Origin of the sequence: Photorhabdus temperata (genome assembly GCF_025384845.1) — a bacterium.
Lineage (GTDB): Bacteria > Pseudomonadota > Gammaproteobacteria > Enterobacterales > Enterobacteriaceae > Photorhabdus > Photorhabdus temperata.
The window spans coordinates 60,634-77,871 of the sequence record NZ_JAJAFX010000011.1 but is presented as its reverse complement, the minus strand read 5'-3'; the positions used below and the strand labels follow the sequence as shown (position 1 = coordinate 77,871).

Here is a 17,238-nt window from a genome sequence, read left to right as displayed (position 1 = left end):
ACCTTATCGTTGATTCTATTCTTATTTTGACTCAGTTGTTTTTCTAGTTAGATAAATTCCTACTAACACAAACAATACTCCAACAATCTTTACTAACCCAGGAGTAATCCCCTGATATAACCAATCAAGCAGTACCGCTGATAACATTTGCCCGGCAATAACAAGGATGGCGGCATTCATCGCACCTAGTTTAGGGAAAATATAGCTACTGACAGCCACAAACAGAGCACCAAAAACCCCACCCATATAAGCCGCTGCTGGAATAGAGTCAAAATCCCATTCATTCCATTGCCAACTCGATAAAAGCGTTAATATCACTGTTAAGAGAAAAAAACCACCAATATGATTCCAAAGTGAAGCACCAAAAGAACCCACCGAGACACTTAATTGCCCATTAATCGTCCTTGTCGCCGCTATAAATATGCCATTTAAAAAAGCAATAAAAATCAAACTCAACATTAGTTGCTTCCCCCAAACAGAATTAACATACTGCCAAATAGAACAAAGAAAATAACATATAAATCTTGTATCACTATCTTTCTTTTTCTTGTTCTTAAAAGTCCGAAATGATCAGCAACCAAACCAAAAATTATTTGCCCAACTAACCCTAATGAAATTGTACTAGATAATGGCAGCCCACCATTAATAGCAACAGCAGCTAGCACAACGGTAAGCGCACCAGGAATACCACCAAGATAAAACCATATAGGAATATTCGATTTCCTATGTTTATTTTCGTCCATTTCTTTTTTAGAAAAGAACTTGGCTACAATAATGAATAATATTAAAGCAACAATCGCGCCAATACCATGGGCTACCCATGATGCAAAAAAGGGTGTTGTACTTTTCGACAATATGCTATTAGTGTAAATCATCAATGTCAGTAAACTGCCACCAATAATTGCCAGTAAGATATTTCTTATCTTATTAATCACTTAAGTATATTCTCCTCAATAATATGGAGTACGTTATAAAAACAATTAGCAATCCAAGTTGGTTGGGCTTCTTCCAACATACAGACACTATGTATACCATATGTCACTGCTATTGATCGCATGCCAACTGCATTTGCCATATAAATATCGTGAGTTGTATCACCAACCATAACAGCCATCTCTGGCATAGCATTGTAATATTCTAAAATTTTCCTTCCTGATTCCGGATCTGGTTTAGGTTTTGAAACTTGATCTGCACCAATTACCCTATCAAACACAGCGTCTATACCCGCAGCCTGAAGTAATGCTGTCGCACTTGCTGTAAATTTACTGGTCGCTACCGATAGTTTTACATCTTTTTTGTTTAAAGCGATTAATCCATCTTCAACACCAGGAAATAACAATTCCTTTGCTTTTGGCAGAATACATCGACGATACTGCAATTGATATTGTTCAACAGCTTTAGAGATTAACGGCTCTTCAACAAATATATTTAAGAGCGTTGCAAATGCTTTCTCTAAAGGCAGGCCAATTGTAGCGCGAATGTTTTCATCTCCTGCTAATGGAATCTTTAGTACCTTAAAAACAGCATTGAACGTTTCTACTATTGCTCGAGAAGTATCAAACAATGTACCGTCTAAATCAAAAATGAGTATTTTATTCATTAAAAATATCTTTAAAAGATCCTCAGTTATAAAAATAACTTAATAATTTGGCAATTTAATCAACAAGGTTTCTTTGAGTTTAATTTCAGGAAAATAAACCTCTTCATTCCATTTTTCTTTTTCGATCGGCTCTAATGAAATGGAAATAACCTCTTCTCTACAACCAAACATCTTTGTTACCACCTTTGTCAATTCTAAAGATAAGATATCTTTATCTTCTTGTGAGAGATGGGCAGGAAAATGTTTTATACTAATATGTGGCATATGTAACCCTTTTAATTCTAAAAGATAATTATTCTACTCTTGTTATATAGTATTCATGATGGTCTATAAGTTCCAAAATATCGATCACCAAAATCACCAATGCCTGGATTCATAAAAGCATCTTCATTAAGCCCACTTTCAATTGAAGAAGTAACAAGTTGAATTTTAGGATATGATGTCATGATTCTGTGAAGACCAACAGGAGAAGAAAGAAAATTAACAACGATAATATTATCTTCAGGTACGCTTTTTTCTTTTAATAAATCGATAGCCTTAGCTAATGATCCGCCCGTCGCCAACATAGGCTCAAAAAGTAAAATAGTTCTCGTCGCAATATCATCAGGTAAATTCGAATAATAGTAATGAGGCAATTTTGTCAATTTATCTCTTTGAATAAGAATTTTTCCCGTTGGGAAATCAGGATACATTTTTCTATATTCGCCTTCTATGCTTTCTCCGGCGCGTATTATCGAAACACCACAAAGCTTAGTATTTAAAACAGTCCCATTATAAATATCCCCAATTGGGGTTTGAATATGATGAGAGGTATAGGGTAGCAATTCAGATGCTGCCTCTAATAATAATCGAATAATACGATCAGAGTAAAACACAAACTCCGATTGTTCGGCGTTACGATTACGCGCTTTTGTATGCAAAGAAGTCAAATACTGACTTTTCGGTAAAACATGTATGTTCTTATGATTATCCATTATAATTCCAACTAATTTTTATAGATAAATGTTATTCAACTATATCCGATATCAAATAAATTCGTGACAATTAGAGCGTCTTTTGTGGTTGAAAGCGAATTTCTTAAAGAATACTCGTTGTGCTCTCCATATCCTCTGATAAATAAATTATCGAAAGTTGCGAGATTGCGCTAACGAGATAGGGACAAAAATAGCGTATTACGCACTTTTACCTCTTATTATACTACTATACATTTAAGCATCACACATCGCCTGAAATATAAACTCTCATATCTATTTTCTTAACGCAATAGCCTAAATCTACAGCACCATGCTGTAGATTATTTTTTTATCGTTTAAATAGTTGTATTTACCAATAAAATCAAAAATTGGCTATTAAATTCAAACCCTATTTTCAGATTTGTCTTATCTATCTATAAACCTTTATATAGAATAATAATCTGACTTGTCAGAAAAATAAAAAAACAGATAGATTTAAATGGAGAATGGAAAAACAGCGGTTGGGGTTAGCATAGGCTGCTTTTTCCGCACTGGGTGAAGGAGTGTAGCGTGTGATTGTTTTTTGGTTGATTTTCCAAATCACGCCTATTCTCGCTGGTTCCAGCCTATATCGTGGGAGGCGTAAAGATGCAACATTATTAATCGCATATTGTCGATAATATCACAAATATTAATGAACGAATTGCAACGCCTTGCCCAATATCGCAATGCCTTGCTTTTCCTCAGCACCAAGAATATTTTTCACTCTACTTTCCCAAACAAGAAATCCTCGGTTAAATACAAGTCGCTGATATTGAATATAGTCTTGCTATGAAAATCACTAAACATCAGCTTTATGCAATGTAATAATTTCTTAATAATCGGGATACAGGTAATACTCTTTCCCGAATAAATTGCAGAAAGCTATTATAGTTCTTACCAGAATCATCAAGAAATGCTAAAGTTGCGTTATATCAATATTTCAATGAGCATACCATATGATCCAGGAAAAACGTGTTATTCGTCGAATCCAGTCTGGTGGTTGTGCGATCCACTGCCAGGATTGCAGCATTAGCCAGCTGTGCATCCCTTTCACCCTGAATGAGCACGAGCTTGACCAGCTCGATAATATCATTGAGCGTAAGAAACCTATCCAGAAAGGGCAAACTTTATTTAAAGCAGGAGATGAGTTGAAATCTCTTTATGCTATCCGTTCTGGAACTATTAAAAGCTACACCATCACTGAAGAAGGTGATGAACAGATCACAGGTTTCCATCTTGCAGGGGATTTAGTGGGTTTTGACGCCATCCTTAATACTCAGCATCCAAGTTTTGCTCAAGCCCTGGAAACATCAATGGTTTGTGAAATTCCGTTTGAAACACTGGATGACCTGTCCGGTAAAATGCCTAATCTTCGCCAGCAAATGATGCGTCTGATGAGCGGGGAAATTAAAGGCGACCAAGAAATGATATTGTTGTTATCTAAGAAAAACGCGGAAGAACGATTAGCCGCATTTATTTATAATCTCTCCCGTCGTTTCGCTCAACGTGGCTTCTCACCAAGAGAATTCCGTTTAACCATGACCCGCAGTGATATTGGTAATTACCTTGGTCTGACGGTTGAAACCATTAGCCGTCTGCTTGGACGCTTCCAGAAAAACAATACTCTCGGTGTAAAAGGTAAATACATCACTATTGAAGATATGGATAAACTGGCCGACTTAGTCGGGAAAAAATCTGTTTCAGTTACCTGATGTTAAAACCAGATCACTTTAATTTTCTGATCTGGTTCTCCTCTGACCTGTCCGGTTTGCCTATATTGGTTTATCTTTAGTATTGAAGCGTATTTTGTCTAGCCTCTGTAAGGGTACTATTATGGCAAACTATCAAAACCTTTTAGTTGCAATTGATCCAAGTCAGGACGATCAGCCGGCATTAAGACGTGCAGTTTATATAGTGCAACGTAGCAGTGGCCGGATTAAAGCTTTTTTACCTATTTATGATCTCTCCTATGAGATGACAACCTTACTCTCCCCTGAAGAAGCCAGTGCTATGCGTAAAGGTGTTACCAGCCAGCGCACTGCCTGGCTTAAACAACAAGCGCACTACTATCTGAAAGCCGGTATTGATATTGAAATAAAAGTGGTATGGCACAATCGGCCTTATGAAGCCATTATTCAGGAGGTCATTACGGGTGAACACGATCTGCTCCTGAAGATGACACATAGGCATGACAAGCTGGGGTCCTTAATTTTCACCCCGCTTGACTGGCAGTTACTACGCAAATGCCCATGTCCCGTGTGGATGGTAAAAGATCAGATATGGCCGGATCAGGGCTCTGTTCTGGTTGCGGTTAATTTATCTAATGAAGAATCGTACCATCATGAACTGAACCTAAAACTGGTGAGGGAAACCCAGGAACTGGCACGCCAGATAATGCCGGACCCCGAAATTCATTTGGTCAGCGCTTATCCTGTCGCACCGCTGAATATTGCTATTGAACTACCGGATTTCGACCCAAGCGTTTATAACCATGCGCTGCGAGGTCAACATCTTATCTCAATGAAAGAGCTTCGCCAGAAATTCTGCATTGATGAGAAATACACTCATATCCATGAAGGGTTACCAGAGAATGTTATTCCTGAAATGTGTGATGAGATGAATGCGGGCATTGTCGTTTTTGGTATCCTGGGCAGAACAGGGCTGTCTGCTGCTTTTCTGGGAAACACCGCAGAACATGTGATCGACCATCTAAAATGTGACCTTCTGGCTATCAAACCTGATGGTTTTGCATGTCCAGTCAAAGCTGACAAAGAGTAACAGTAACAAAATGATAAGTATTCATTTGGTACTAAAACCCGGAGCAGATTTTATGTCCCGGGTTTTATTGATAAGCGTTTTAACGCCAGATAAACGGTTCAGGCAGTGTAACACCAAGGATCTCCTCGCGTGCTATGCGCCAGAAAAGACGAATACCCGCTTTAACTTGATGAGTTTCTTTTCCCAACACTTTGAAGATTAGGCCGCATTGATTAGGTAAACGACTGGCACCACTGGCTATGCCGGTTTCAGCATCGTATTGAGGTGTGATGCGCGCCAGAATACGATCATGGTGAACCAGAGGTGTGAGTAAGATCACGTTACCAAACGCATGAAATGGCCCCATCACCCCGACACTGTTCAACGGTTGTTTTTTAGGCTCCAATACATAACGTTCAGCAAATAATATTTTGTCTTCGAAATCCGTTGCCGTAATCCGTGATGAGTAAACGTCAAATTTAAACCCCTGATCAGCTGGATGGTGTTTGCGACCAGACATGATTATCTCGGAATAAATTAACGTGGCAGTTGGATGAATGGTTATCTGGGTATCAGTAATAAACCGCGAGCCACTATGAGGTATAACCGGATCGGGCATCATTTCCAAATAGCCGCCCTGCTCTATCTGAATAGTTTGCGCCTGCGCCGCATAGTTATTCACCATTGAATGAATCTTCGTAGCCGATTGGGTGGTGACATGACCAAATGCATCTTGTGCAACATGAATATCGAGCGCCAACCTGTCCCCCTGCAATATACATCCTGACGTGGAGATCATAAATACACACGGCATCTGCGGCAGTGCCTCATCCCAATACAGCGCCCGTTGCACCAAATAAGGAACCCGGCGTTCCATGCGAGCCAGAATACTGCGGTCGCCACGCCGGGCAAACCCTAATCTCAGATAGCCGCTTTTACCTATATCACCGCTTGCCATCTGGGGCGGTTCATCCTGAAACAGGGCAAGTTCCGGCGCGTTGAAACCAAGCTCGCTAACCCGTTTATGTGCTTCATCAATGATTCTCTGCGAGCAGGTCGAGGTCATTGTGTCGCCTGTAACGAATGAGTAAATAAGAAATCACGCATGATCATATCTACCAGCGTTTCAACGCCTTCTCCCGTCTTGCAGTTAGTGAGGATATAAGGGCGCTGACCACGCACGACTTGGGTGTCACTCTCCATCACCGCCAGACTGGCGCCGACATAAGGTGCCAAATCGATTTTATTGATCACCAGAATATCCGCCTGTACCAGTCCAGGCCCGTTCTTACGCGGAATTTTTTCCCCGTCAGCCACATCAATCACATAAATATAAAAGTCCGCCAATGCCGGGCTAAACGTGAGTGTCAGGTTATCCCCACCACTTTCAATTAACACGACATCCGTGTCAGGAAAACGAGCTTCCATTTCCTCGACCGCGGAAATATTCATACTGGGATCTTCACGCACTGCGGTGTGTGGACAAGCGCCGGTTTCCACCCCGAGTATTTTCTCCTCATCCAAAATGCCTTTCAGTGTCCGTTTGACCTGCTTAGCATCTTCAGTGGTAACAATGTCATTGGTGATAATCAGGGGTTTTATTCCGCGCTGAATCAAAATAGGCGTGATCACTTCAATAACAGCTGTTTTGCCTGAACCCACCGGACCGCCAATACCAATTCGGGTAATTTTTTTCACAGAAATTTCCTCACTCGATTAAGACGTGGTTGTTAATTACTGAACAACCGGGTAAATGCACCGACGTGCAGTGCAGCCAATACATCGGTCACGGGTGCATAAGATGCCATCTGCTCAATTCCGCCCTTTTCCGCCTCATCACAAAACAGTTCAATATCCTGATTCAGTGAGAACAAGATACGCTGAATGTCAATATGGGTAACGCGCATCAGACGTATGGCTGCACTGAGTATCGTCATTGCAACACCATATTGATGCATAACAATGACTTCACGCGGAGCAGCCCCTAATGCACTCATGACGACTGCCAGGGTAATCGGATAAGTACCTGCGGCAATATCACTCTTTATTTGAGCCAGCCACCATGCAATCAACGGCTCACCGGTTACCTCAACCGCCATTTCCGCTAACTTTTTCCCCATCCGCGTCACCATAGTGCGACTTTCTTCATTTAATTTGCGGTTAAATACTGCCCAATCATGGGAGATGGCGGCGTCACGCTGTCCACTATTCAATGCCTGACAAGCCGCAACCACTGCCCGGCCATCACCGCTAACCGCCTGTAACAACGCCGTCTGGGTAAAATCGCTTAACGTTGCCACGTCATGCACAATTTTACTCTGAATAGCTGATTCCAGACCGTTTGAAAAAGAAAACGCACCAACAGGCAACACGGAATCAGCAAACTGCATGATTCTGATTAAGCGGAGCGCATTCATTTTAATTTGATCACATGCTGGTTCAGAAATGTGTTATCAACATGAACATGTGTCGCGGAATCCTCCGCACCACCAAATAATAAGCGTGCCTCGGAGTTGTTAAGGTAAGGTAAGATCTCTTCGCCTTTGACAAAGGAATAAGGCAACGCATGAAAACCATGTGTTTTCATTACCGAATCCATCACCTTAGTTGATACTGTCAGCGGAATATAAATCTGATTATTTTTAATCACTGACTTCCAATGCTGGTTACCTAAAGCATGACCAAGTTCAAAACTGGTTTTCATTACTGTCTCTGAATCTAACGACAATAATGATTTCAAATGAATAACCATCACATCACGCAGGCTCATCTGGACAATAACGGCCAGCCCTTTAGCTTCATCCCACAACAAAATATCGCCGTCCGACAATACCTGATTGCGATCAAGAGAAATCCCCAAATCCAACCCGTTAAGCGTGGATTTGCGGCAACGGCTTTTTTGCGCTTCCCATTGCGAAAGTACTAAGATATCCGGCGAGATGCCTTGCAAGCGATCTCGCCAGGAAGCCTCTTTTTTGGCATTACCAAGAATCTGTTCAATAACAATCATAAAATAAATCCTCTGAACGCATGGATCGGTTAATCCGGCCAGAAAAATATTCTCTGACCGGACAGCAAAAAATATATCAACTAAAGAAATAGCGCTGATTGAGCGCTACTGTCCTGACAGGTTTTACCGTGGCATATTCACCATTCACCTTAACGGCAAAGGTTTCGGCATCCACTTCAATGGCTGGTGTTTCAGCATTACGAACCATATCTTTCTTGGAGATAGCCCGGCAATTGCGCACCGCCATAACCTGGCGCTCCAAACCCAGTTTCTCTTTTACCCCTTGTTCCATCGCCGCCTGGGAGACAAAAGTCACACAGGTTTCCTGAAGGGTTTTGCCCAATGCGCCAAACATCGGACGATAAAATGTCGGCTGTGGTGTCGGCAATGAGGCATTCGGATCACCCATCACCGCCCAGTTAATCATACCGCCTTTGATGACCAGCTTAGGTTTTGCGCCAAAGAAACGTGGTTCCCACAACACAAGATCGGCCATTTTTCCCACTTCAACCGAGCCCAGAACGTGGCTTATCCCCTGCGCAATCGCCGGGTTAATCGTAATTTTGGCGACATAACGTAAGACACGGAAATTATCGTTATGCGCCGCATCTTCCGGCAACTTGCCCCGCGCCGCTTTCATAGCATGAGCCGTCTGCATCACCCGCAGCCAATTTTCGCCTACCCGCCCCATGGCCTGGGAGTCACTGGAAAACATCGACAACACCCCCATATCGTGTAAAACATTTTCCGCGGCAATGGTCTCCGGGCGTACACGGCTTTCCGAAAATGCAACATCAGCCGGTACCTTGGGATTAAGGTTATGGCAAACCATAATCATATCAAACAATTCCGCCTGGCTATTGATACCGTAAGGCAACGTGGGATTGGTTGAGCTGGGTAACACGTTCATCTGGCTGGCAACTTTGATGATATCCGGCGCATGTCCGCCACCCGCGCCTTCGGTATGGAAAGTATGAATGGTACGGCCTTCGAAAGCGTCGATGGTATCTTCGACATAACCACCTTCATTTAAACTGTCGGTATGGACCGCTACCTGGATATCCATTTCATCCGCTACACGTAAGGCATGACGCAATGCAGAATTGGTTGCCCCCCAGTCTTCATGCACTTTCAGCCCGGCAACACCCGCTTTGATCTGTTCTACCAGCGGCATAGCCACCGCAGCATGGCCTTTTCCCAAAATACCGACGTTAACCGGTAAACCTTCAAAAGCATGCAACATACGATGGATATGCCAAGGACCGGCGGTAACAGTCGTGCCGTTAGTTCCGTCAGTGGGACCAACACCACCACCAAAGAAAGTTGTCACACCATTGGATAAAGCATGTTCAGCCTGTTGGGGAGAGATAAAATGAATATGGGTATCAATGCCGGCAGCCGTGAGGATAAGGTGTTCACCGGATATCGCATCAGTACTGACACCAACCACCATGCCAGGTGTAACGCCATTCATCATACTGGGGTTACCGCTTTTACCTATCCCGACGATGCGCCCCTCTTTTATGCCGACATCGGCTTTAATGACGCCTTGACGTGCATCCAAAATAGTGACGTTGGTGATCACCAAATCCAATACATTTTCACTGGTCATGCGGTTATCGGCACCCATGCCATCACGCAGCGATTTACCTCCGCCATAAACCGATTCATCACCATAACCGCGCAGATCTTTCTCAATTTCAATAAACAGATTGGTATCAGCCAGGCGAATCTTATCACCGATAGTCGGACCAAAAAGACCGACATATTCCTGCCGGGAAATGGTTGGCATAGTTTATTCCTTTGTTCGAAAAGTTTTCCGACGTTCGTCAACTCTACCTTGAATTTATTTGATGGTTTTATAACCCCAGTTTTATTACCCGGCGTGCAACCAGGTCTTTTCTACATACTCTTCAGCGGCAACCGGAATTTTACCCGCCCAACCATCAACTAAATTATTAAATCCATAAACGTTTTGTTTCCCACCAACAGGGATTAATGACACCTCAATTTCATCACCGGGTTCAAAACGGATTGCGGTTGTTGAAGTGATATTGAGTCGTTTGCCAAACGCAGCCGCCCGATCAAATTGCAGGGCTTTGTTCACCTCAAAAAAATGGAAATGAGATCCCACCTGGATTGGGCGATCACCTGAATTACGAACCCTTAATTGAATAGCCGGACAATCTTCATTAAAAGATACCGGGCCTTCAGCAAGAATATATCCCCCCAACGGAGTAATATCCTCTTTATTATTTTCTTTCATCGGAAAATCTCCACGTCAATACGTGAGCCAAGACTATAAATTAATATTTTGTCCAGATAACTTTTCCTGCTATTTATAATTTGTTTCAGCAATTATTGGATGGGATCATGCACCGTCACCAAACGACTGCCATCCGTAAATATTGCTTCAACCTGCACATGTGGAATGAGATCAGCGACACCATCCATCACATCTTCTTTAGTCAGAACGTGCCTTGAATCATCCATGACTTCTTCCAGCGTTTTCCCCTCTCTGGCCCCTTCCAGAGCAGCCGCGGTAATAATAGCGACGGCTTCAGGGTAATTGAGTTTTAAGCCGCGGGACTTACGCTTTAATGCAACATCAGCCAGTGTATATACCATGAGTTTCTCAATTTCCCTTGGCGTTAATTGCATAAAACCTCCTAATAATTGGTTATTAAATATTAGAAAATATATCCTTTGATAAAAAAGTTTTGACACCAGAATTATAATATGTCAATTAAGTTACTCCCCTTACAACAGGTTAGTCCTCTTACCTTTTATTTAAGTTTATCTAAGTTAATATTACAAGTTAATTAGTATTATGATTTAGCAAAATACCGTACATTATTGCGTACAGGGGATGCTTACCGTTTTTGTTTTTTCAGAAATCATCCGTAAACAAGTTTAACATTGACAGGTTTCTCATATGAATAAAAAACACGCACTTTCGCTTCTTGTTGTTCTGATTGCTGCCAACGTACTTGCCTGGATTTGGGCATTTATCGCTTTCCGCCATCATGCAGTCATGATGGGGGCAGCTCTGTTGGCTTACGGTTATGGGCTACGCCATGCGGTCGATGCCGATCATATCGCGGCAATTGATAACGTCACCCGTAAACTGATGCAACAGGGTAAATCACCTATTGCCGTCGGCGCTTTCTTTTCTCTGGGACACTCTACCATTGTCATTCTGGCCTGCCTCGCTATTGTCCTGACTTCAATGGCTTTTAAAGATCAGATGGGCTGGGTTCATGACTATGGCGGCATTATTGGCACACTCGTTTCTGCCTGCTTTCTATTGGCGATAGCGCTGATTAATTTGCTGATATTGAAAAGCGTTTATCAGAAGTTTCAGGAGATCAAACGTGGAAGAGAGCTGGCGAACAGTGATTTAACTGTGCTGGAAACAACACCGGGAGGAGTAATGACCCGCTTGTTTCACTCGGTCTTCCGACTGGTAAGCAAAAGCTGGCATATGTATCTGGTTGGTTTCCTGTTTGGACTAGGTTTCGACACCGCGACCGAAGTTGGGCTGTTGAGTATATCTGCCGCCGGCTCTCTCAGTGGACTGCCTTTATGGTCGCTGATGGTATTCCCGGCGCTATTTGCCAGCGGCATGGCGCTAATCGATTCACTGGATAATTTTGTTATGGTAGGTGCCTATGGCTGGGCCTTTTCCCAACCAACACGCAAACTCTACTACAACATGACCATTACCGCGGCTTCCGTCGCCGTGGCGCTGTTCATCGGTGGGCTGGAAGCGCTCGGCCTTATTGCTGATCAGTGGGATCTGCATGGCGCTTTCTGGAGCACCATCGGGGCTTTAAACGACAATATGGGCAATGTCGGTTTTTGGGTTGTCGGGATTTTTATTCTGTTCTGGACATTATCAGTAATGAATTATCGCTGGCAGGGGTACCACACATTAGAAATTAAGTAGTAAAAACAGCCTGCTTAGATAAGAGAGAAAATCTAATTACTCAGGTTTATGATTACTAACGAACCATCTTTGCACTTTTCATAAATACGCTATATCATCTATATAATGAATATACGCAAAATACGAGTTCAAGCAGATACAATACGGAGGCTGCATGATTACTAAATCACAAGACAAATCGAAGAATGTCAGCTTTAGCTTTCTTTCAATGGATACCACTGAGCTATCAAACAACAATAATGATATCGACAAACATATCAATTTGTCTGAGATTCCTTCTGATGAGGCAGATCAATATGTTGTCGTGAAATTGCCAAGAGCAATTGATTACTATGATATTAAGCTGGCAATAGCTAGTGCAGTAACTGCTGTCACTACATTCAATAAGCACAAACAGCTGTCTTTTGTGACTAAACCGTCAGAAATTGAATTTACTTCCCATAATGAAGCACGTCTTGAAAAATTAAAAAATCAGATTCTTACTGACTCAAAGTGGCTGACTGCAAGTGAACTCAGCAAATTAGCCGGGTCTAAATCGGTGAATTCCAGCGCTGCGGCAAATCGGCTGAAAAAGTCAAAAAAAATATTTGCATTGCCAATTAATGGCAAAGACCTATTCCCGCTGTATGCTCTAGACGAAGGCGGCCAGCCATTGCCAGTGATAAAAAAAATCATTGAGCTGTTTGGGAACAAAAAGACGCCTTGGTCAATAGCCATTTGGTTCGGTACACCAAATGGCTGGCTTAGTAATAAAAAGCCAAAAGACCTTTTATTAACCCAACTTAATGATGTTTATATGGCAGCTAGAGAAGAAATTGAAGGACCGCGTCATGGCTGATGATAAAAAAGGACTTCAAGAAAATATACCGCTTCCTCCAGAAAATACCGTAGCTAAAACCAAAAAATGGAAAGCGGGTACACCTATTGAACGTATTCATAGAACTAAGTTCAAAGGAGCTGAATTTAATCCTGGTGTTGGCAATGCTCGCTTTAGTCCGTTCAAAAATAATGGAATTTTTGTTCCAACAATCTATGGAGGTGAAAACATAGGAGTAGCTATTATGGAGACGATTTTACACGATACTCCATTAAACTGCTCCGGTATACCTGTTGATCTGGGTAAACTAGATGATTTAGCGCACAGCCAAATTACTCCACAAAAAGATATCAAGTATGTGGATATCAACCCACGAATACTGAAGAAGTGGGGAATTATTCAGGGCCAACTAGTAGAATCAGAAGCATCGGATTATCATATTACTCAAAGATGGGCAGCTAAAATTTATCATGACAATCCTGATGCTCAAGCAATTCAATGGCCCTCTAAGCAGCACGGCGGCAAGGCAATAGTAATTTTTGGAGATCGAGTAGAAGAAAGAGATTTGCGCGTGTCTATTGAATCTGAACCAGCCGCTACCTCTAAAAAGGTTAACGACAAACTTAAAGAGCTTGCAGATGAAATGGAATTAATTCTGGTGCCAAAAAATATTACATAAACACCCCCGATGATGGAATATGAGTTAATTATCCCTTTTGGTGGCACAGGCTGTGTATTCAGTGGAAATCCGACACTAGGCGAACGTGTTTACAAGATTAAAAACTACCCGTTTGTTCTGTCTCTTAATCAGGATATAACTAAGAGACAGTCACCCAATCAGGATTTGTAAGTTATAGCGATAAGGAATTACAGTGCACGAAGGATTGCCTCGACACTCGCTTTCGCATCACCAAACAACATCTGACTATTGTCTTTAAAGAACAGCGGGTTTTGTACACCAGCGTAACCTGTGTTCATGGAGCGTTTAAACACAATAACACTTTGTGATTTCCACACTTCCAGCACTGGCATCCCCGCAATCGGGCTGTTTGGATCTTCCTGTGCCGCAGGGTTAACGGTGTCGTTGGCTCCAATAACCAGTACGGTATCTGTATCAGAGAAATCATCATTGATTTCATCCATTTCCAGAACAACGTCATAAGGGACTTTGGCTTCCGCCAACAGCACGTTCATATGCCCAGGCAGACGACCCGCAACCGGATGGATGCCAAAGCGAACCTTAATCCCCTTTTCACGCAGTTTGGCTGTAATGTCATGTACCGGATACTGCGCCTGGGCAACAGCCATACCGTATCCCGGCGTAATGATGACAGACGTTGAGTTTTTCAGCAGTTCAGCAACCTCTTCCGCTGTTGTTTCGCGATATTCGCCCATATCCTGATCATCACCGGTCGAGGAACCATCAGTCCCAAACCCGCCAGCAATCACACTGATAAAAGAACGGTTCATTGCCTTACACATGATATAAGACAGAATGGCCCCCGAAGAACCGACCAGCGCTCCTGTGACAATCAGCAAGTCATTACTCAGCATAAATCCAGCGGCCGCAGCAGCCCAACCCGAATAGGAGTTCAGCATCGAAACCACCACCGGCATATCCGCGCCACCGATAGAAGCAACCAAATGCCAGCCAAATACCAATGCGATTGCCGTCATGATCAACAGTGTGGAAACTTGCAGGCCAGTACTTTCCGTTTTCACAAAGGTAATTAACAGGACAAAGGAGATAACCAGCGCTGCAAGGTTTAATTTATGCCGATTCGGCAACATCAGCGGTTTGGAAGAAATCTTTCCGCATAATTTACCAAATGCCACAACAGAACCGGTGAAGGTGACTGCGCCGATGAAAACACCCAAGAATACTTCTGTCAGATGGATATTCTCCATCACAGGTTCCGCGAAACTATCGTGAGCAATAAAGCTGTTAAAACCGACCAGCACCGCAGCCAAACCGACGAAACTGTGCAATATGGCGACTAATTCCGGCATTTCAGTCATTTCAACTTTGTTTGCCAGACGAATACCAATAACCGCACCGATCACCATCGCCAGAATAACCCAAACAACATTTCCAGTATCAGGCCCGAAGATAGTCGCAATCAATGCGATTGCCATCCCGGTGACACCCAAAATATTCCCGCGTTTGGCGCTTTCGTGACGAGACAAACCCGCAAGGCTGAAAATAAATAAGATGGCAGCAACAATATATGCCGCTATAACGACTCCACTCGACATTCAATTACCCCTTAGTCCTTACGAAACATTTTCAGCATACGTTGAGTGACAGTAAAGCCACCGAAGATATTAATGCTGGCAATTAAGATAGCGATAAATGAGAAGAAGCTTACCCATCCACCATCACCAATTTGCAATAACGCCCCAACAACGATAATGCCCGAAATAGCGTTAGTTACTGACATTAGCGGTGTATGTAAAGCATGGCTGACATTCCAGACCACGTAGTAACCCACCACACAAGCCAATGCAAAAACAGTAAAGTGAGATAAAAACTCTTTTGGCGCGACATTGGCTAACCCGCCGAACAAAATAACAGCCAGTGCCAGCAAGCCATATTTCAACCAAGGTGAAGCAGGTTTAGTCTCTGGCTTTTCTGCTTTGATTGGTGCCGGTTTTGCTGTCTGTTGAGCAGAAACTTGAATTGGCGGCGCCGGCCAGGTCACTTCCCCCTCTTTTACGACGGTCACGCCACGAATAACAACATCATCAAAATCAACATCGATCTCGCCATTTTTCTCTTTGCACAATAGTTTGAGCAGATTAACCAAATTAGTCCCGTACAGTTGTGAAGATTGCGTTGGTAAACGGCTTGGTAAATCGGTGTAACCGATAATCTTCACGCCATTTTCTGTCACAACTAATTTGTCTGCCTGCGTTAATTCACAGTTCCCCCCCGTCTGAGCTGCCAAGTCAACAATCACACTGCCCGGCTTCATTGATTCAACCATCTCTTTGGTGATAAGACGCGGTGCTGGTTTCCCCGGAATAAGCGCTGTTGTCACAATAATGTCAACTTCTTTCGCCTGTGCCGCAAAAAGCGCCATCTCAGCCTTAATAAAGGCTTCAGACATGACTTTTGCATATCCGTCACCACTACCGGCTTCTTCTTCAAAATCCAGTTCGAGAAACTCCGCCCCCATGCTCTGAACCTGCTCTTTAACTTCAGGCCGGGTATCAAACGCACGGACAATAGCGCCTAAACTGCCCGCTGCACCCACAGCAGCCAGGCCAGCAACACCGGCGCCAATAATCATCACTTTGGCTGGTGGAACCTTACCTGCGGCTGTAATTTGACCAGTAAAGAAACGACCAAATTCATGAGCAGCCTCTACTATCGCTCGGTAACCTGCGATATTCGCCATAGAGCTCAGTGCATCCAGCGACTGTGCACGGGAAATACGTGGTACTGAATCCATAGCCAACACAGTGACTTTACGATCCGATAATTTCTGCATTAACTCAGGGTTTTGTGCCGGCCAGACAAAACTAACCAACGTACTCCCTTTCTTCATTAACGCAATCTCATCATCCTCAGGAGCATTAACCTTCAGAATGATATCTGAACCCCAAATATCATTACGATCGGTAATTTCAGCTCCAACCTGTTGGTAAGCACTATCCCCAAAGCTGGCTAAATGCCCTGCTCCACTTTCAACAACGACATCGAATCCCAATTTCAACAGTTGTTCCACAGTACTCGGCGTGGCTGCAACACGTGCTTCATTGGCAAGTCGCTCTCTCGGTACACCAATACGCATAATGTTCCCTTCCTAAAGCTTAAGATTAATGATGATTATTACTTGCTGAGGCCAGTTTAGCGATTAAATTAACTTTATTACTGCTATCAGCAAAATCTATCAACGAATATTTTGATAACCAGACGAAAATATTATTGGTGATCCATCACTAATGAGTAAGAAAAATAGCTAAGTAGTATTACCGGCCCGCACTTTTCAGTGCCAGTTACTATGATGTTGATGAAAACACGATGTTGATGAAAACTTATGACGCCATTTCTATGAACTTATATTCATTCATACTGATAGCATAAATTCGTGGGACATTAGCTAT

The 17,238-nt window shown here is 42.9% G+C and carries 19 protein-coding genes; 5 read left to right on the top strand and 14 right to left on the bottom strand.

Annotated elements, in window-relative coordinates; genetic code table 11:
- Nucleotides 1–21: 21 nt before the first annotated feature.
- Genes LGZ99_RS06500 through upp form a run of 5 tightly spaced genes read right to left on the bottom strand, consistent with a single transcriptional unit; the run spans nt 22 to nt 2,574 of the window.
- Complete coding sequence (locus LGZ99_RS06500; protein WP_021325773.1) at nt 22–459, bottom strand: DMT family transporter; 438 nt, start codon at nt 457–459, stop codon at nt 22–24.
- Complete coding sequence (locus tag LGZ99_RS06495; RefSeq protein ID WP_023045403.1) at nt 459–935, bottom strand: DMT family transporter; 477 nt, start codon at nt 933–935, stop codon at nt 459–461. Before LGZ99_RS06495 ends, LGZ99_RS06500 begins: the two co-directional genes overlap by 1 nt.
- Nucleotides 932–1,600 (bottom strand): HAD family hydrolase, encoded by a 669-nt coding sequence (locus tag LGZ99_RS06490; protein ID WP_036837375.1) that lies wholly within the window; start codon nt 1,598–1,600, stop codon nt 932–934. Before LGZ99_RS06490 ends, LGZ99_RS06495 begins: the two co-directional genes overlap by 4 nt.
- A 39-nt stretch (nt 1,601–1,639) precedes the next feature.
- Complete coding sequence (pptA, locus tag LGZ99_RS06485; RefSeq protein WP_036837374.1) at nt 1,640–1,864, bottom strand: tautomerase PptA; 225 nt, start codon at nt 1,862–1,864, stop codon at nt 1,640–1,642.
- Nucleotides 1,865–1,917: 53 nt separating this feature from the next.
- Nucleotides 1,918–2,574: a uracil phosphoribosyltransferase gene (gene upp / locus LGZ99_RS06480; RefSeq protein WP_036837373.1), complete on the bottom strand. Its 657-nt coding sequence runs from the start codon at nt 2,572–2,574 to the stop codon at nt 1,918–1,920.
- A gap of 977 nt (nt 2,575–3,551) precedes the next feature.
- Between upp and LGZ99_RS06475 the strand changes: the two genes are divergently transcribed.
- Both LGZ99_RS06475 and uspE read left to right on the top strand, forming a co-directional pair.
- Nucleotides 3,552–4,307 (top strand): fumarate/nitrate reduction transcriptional regulator Fnr, encoded by a 756-nt coding sequence (locus LGZ99_RS06475; protein ID WP_021325777.1) that lies wholly within the window; start codon nt 3,552–3,554, stop codon nt 4,305–4,307.
- Between the two features lie 121 nt (nt 4,308–4,428).
- On the top strand, nt 4,429–5,373 hold the full coding sequence (gene uspE, locus LGZ99_RS06470) for a universal stress protein UspE (RefSeq protein ID WP_036837372.1): 945 nt from the start codon (nt 4,429–4,431) through the stop codon (nt 5,371–5,373).
- 79 nt (nt 5,374–5,452) lie between these two features.
- On the opposite strand, the gene LGZ99_RS06465 is transcribed toward uspE, so the two are convergent.
- From LGZ99_RS06465 to LGZ99_RS06435, 7 genes are all read right to left on the bottom strand, one after another.
- The gene (locus LGZ99_RS06465) at nt 5,453–6,418 is read right to left on the bottom strand and encodes an urease accessory protein UreD (protein ID WP_036837371.1); all 966 of its coding nucleotides are present in this window, start codon (nt 6,416–6,418) and stop codon (nt 5,453–5,455) included.
- Entirely contained in the window at nt 6,415–7,050 is a 636-nt protein-coding gene (gene ureG, locus LGZ99_RS06460; RefSeq protein ID WP_021325780.1) for an urease accessory protein UreG, read from the bottom strand. Before ureG ends, LGZ99_RS06465 begins: the two co-directional genes overlap by 4 nt.
- Before the next feature lie 32 nt (nt 7,051–7,082).
- Complete coding sequence (locus LGZ99_RS06455) at nt 7,083–7,769, bottom strand: urease accessory protein UreF (RefSeq protein ID WP_036837369.1); 687 nt, start codon at nt 7,767–7,769, stop codon at nt 7,083–7,085.
- Entirely contained in the window at nt 7,766–8,362 is a 597-nt protein-coding gene (gene ureE / locus LGZ99_RS06450; protein WP_021325782.1) for an urease accessory protein UreE, read from the bottom strand. The genes LGZ99_RS06455 and ureE overlap by 4 nt, the downstream gene beginning before the upstream one ends.
- Before the next feature lie 76 nt (nt 8,363–8,438).
- Nucleotides 8,439–10,154 carry an urease subunit alpha gene (locus tag LGZ99_RS06445; protein WP_262978967.1) on the bottom strand — a complete coding sequence of 572 codons (1,716 nt, stop codon included), beginning with the start codon at nt 10,152–10,154 and terminating at the stop codon, nt 8,439–8,441.
- Between the two features lie 84 nt (nt 10,155–10,238).
- Nucleotides 10,239–10,628 carry an urease subunit beta gene (locus LGZ99_RS06440; protein WP_023045395.1) on the bottom strand — a complete coding sequence of 130 codons (390 nt, stop codon included), beginning with the start codon at nt 10,626–10,628 and terminating at the stop codon, nt 10,239–10,241.
- 92 nt (nt 10,629–10,720) lie between these two features.
- On the bottom strand, nt 10,721–11,023 hold the full coding sequence (locus LGZ99_RS06435) for an urease subunit gamma (protein ID WP_011146425.1): 303 nt from the start codon (nt 11,021–11,023) through the stop codon (nt 10,721–10,723).
- A gap of 274 nt (nt 11,024–11,297) precedes the next feature.
- On the opposite strand from LGZ99_RS06435, the gene LGZ99_RS06430 reads away from it, so the two are divergent.
- From LGZ99_RS06430 to LGZ99_RS06420, 3 genes are all read left to right on the top strand, one after another.
- Complete coding sequence (locus tag LGZ99_RS06430; protein WP_262978966.1) at nt 11,298–12,311, top strand: HoxN/HupN/NixA family nickel/cobalt transporter; 1,014 nt, start codon at nt 11,298–11,300, stop codon at nt 12,309–12,311.
- A gap of 154 nt (nt 12,312–12,465) precedes the next feature.
- Nucleotides 12,466–13,149 (top strand): hypothetical protein, encoded by a 684-nt coding sequence (locus tag LGZ99_RS06425; protein WP_051769195.1) that lies wholly within the window; start codon nt 12,466–12,468, stop codon nt 13,147–13,149.
- The gene (locus LGZ99_RS06420; protein ID WP_021325786.1) at nt 13,142–13,807 is read left to right on the top strand and encodes an RES family NAD+ phosphorylase; all 666 of its coding nucleotides are present in this window, start codon (nt 13,142–13,144) and stop codon (nt 13,805–13,807) included. The genes LGZ99_RS06425 and LGZ99_RS06420 overlap by 8 nt, the downstream gene beginning before the upstream one ends.
- Before the next feature lie 188 nt (nt 13,808–13,995).
- Here LGZ99_RS06420 and pntB read toward each other — a convergent pair whose 3' ends face one another.
- Nucleotides 13,996–15,384 (bottom strand): Re/Si-specific NAD(P)(+) transhydrogenase subunit beta, encoded by a 1,389-nt coding sequence (pntB, locus tag LGZ99_RS06415; RefSeq protein ID WP_036837367.1) that lies wholly within the window; start codon nt 15,382–15,384, stop codon nt 13,996–13,998.
- A gap of 11 nt (nt 15,385–15,395) precedes the next feature.
- Complete coding sequence (gene pntA / locus LGZ99_RS06410) at nt 15,396–16,925, bottom strand: Re/Si-specific NAD(P)(+) transhydrogenase subunit alpha (RefSeq protein ID WP_036837365.1); 1,530 nt, start codon at nt 16,923–16,925, stop codon at nt 15,396–15,398.
- Nucleotides 16,926–17,238 lie beyond the last annotated feature (313 nt).